Annotated in this window: 2 protein-coding genes; both read left to right on the top strand. The window is 59.0% G+C overall.

The window, feature by feature from the left end; translation table 11 throughout:
• The first annotated feature begins 145 nt into the window (after positions 1 to 145).
• Positions 146 to 928, top strand: a complete 783-nt coding sequence (locus tag AC07PF_RS33080; protein WP_494614749.1) for a hypothetical protein — start codon at positions 146 to 148, stop codon at positions 926 to 928.
• A gap of 181 nt (positions 929 to 1,109) precedes the next feature.
• Complete coding sequence (locus AC07PF_RS33075) at positions 1,110 to 1,502, top strand: hypothetical protein (protein WP_494614748.1); 393 nt, start codon at positions 1,110 to 1,112, stop codon at positions 1,500 to 1,502.
• Positions 1,503 to 1,589 lie beyond the last annotated feature (87 nt).

Genomic DNA, 1,589 nt, shown 5'->3' with positions numbered 1-1,589 from the left:
CTAGTGGAAAATGAGGCTCAGTGCTGCGAGATGGGGCTGGCCCGTATGCTCGTGGGTGTTTCCACACAGCCTCGGCCACAAGCAGACGTCCAATCAATATTTTCACCGGACAGTCTGGAACATGTTGGGAGCTTGAATGAAGTGCATGCTGATCGCCTTTGCATTGTGGGCATCATCGTTTGCTGGCGCGGCAGAGGTGACCCTTGCCTGCATCGGCCCCGATTCAGAGGATTGCCCAATAGCTCTTAACCTGAACGCGGACATGGAGTCCCTAGTCGCGACGTTCAACGGCCCACGCAAGCCCGATGGCAGTGCTGAACGCGTGTCCCTGGCGTGGACTTCTTTGTACTTCACGCCGTTTGGCGGCGGCACAATTCTGCAATGGGGGCCAAGTACATCCGCCATCGCCCTGTATGGCAAATCCCGCCCGCTCAACGGTGAGCTCACCAAGCGCCAGATGGCACAGGCCGCTATCGTCTTCGAGACGATCCGCTACCAGGCCTCGTGCAGACTGGACGACCAGACCCCCCGGTGCGCGGCGACACCGCTCTTCCCCACCCAACCGGACAAGGTGGCCATATCCTGCATGGGTGGCAGCGACCACAGCGATTGCCCCGTGGCGGTCGACGTGCGACTCGACAACGAACGCCTTAGCACGATCTTCCAGGTGCCCAGCACCAATGGCACGCGTCAGCAGATGGTGATGGAATGGTGCGGCAACAGTACCGCAAACGGCCAGCCAACTGGGTGGATACCCTTCGGCCAACACCGCTGCGTGCTATCAGGGACATACCGAGTGCTGGGAGGCGAACTGACCCAACGCCAGCTCGCCCAAGCCTTCATTAGGTTCACGACCCGCAAGGTCGAGGCATCCTGCGCGCTGGACCACTCGAATGCTGCCGAGGGCAGACCTGTGTGTGCGCCATGACGTAGAGCACCAATGGAGCCAGCAATTGAATCCTGATCTGAATTTGTTGACAGCGGGGGGGACTTGCCGATCGAGACTTTGCCAGCTGTTTGGTGAGGAGGCTAAGCATCCGATCTGGGCCGTTCGCCGTCGCTGCTAGGATGGCTGCAAACGGCCAGAAGCAGACATCGGAGGGGGAAACATGGATGGGGTAGTGATCTACTTCGGAGAGGCAGCGTTTGAAGAAGTCTGTCGCGAATTCGATGCGACGTTGTCCGGCGCAGATCCTGACACTAAGTTTGCTGTTTTTCCCTATGAGGATGACGGCTGGAGAACTGAGTTGGACGGTGATGAAGTCACTAGAGTGGTTCGCGCGCTTGGCACGCTTCCCTCATGCGCGGTACACGTTGCGAGCCGCCATGGACAGGCCGCACGGCATGCTTTGTCAGCGGTCGCTGCTGTGATGTCCAAGTTTCCGAACTCGGTTCTTGATGACGATTTTGCCCGTCTCTGGAGCGCCAGCCAGGTCATGGCACTGGGTCGTATGGAGCCGTCAAGGGGGTTGTACGGTTTCCCGCAGTCCTCGGAAGACTAGGTCCGCTATGGGCCGAGGCTGTGTGAAAACCCAACCCTAAACCGCTGCCCAAAACTAAAATAACGGCACCCGATTCAAGCGAGGTGC

The organism is Acidovorax sp. GW821-FHT10A04, from assembly GCF_059415825.1.
Note: the sequence above shows the minus strand (reverse complement) of the source record. Positions and strands in the feature narration are given on the sequence as shown.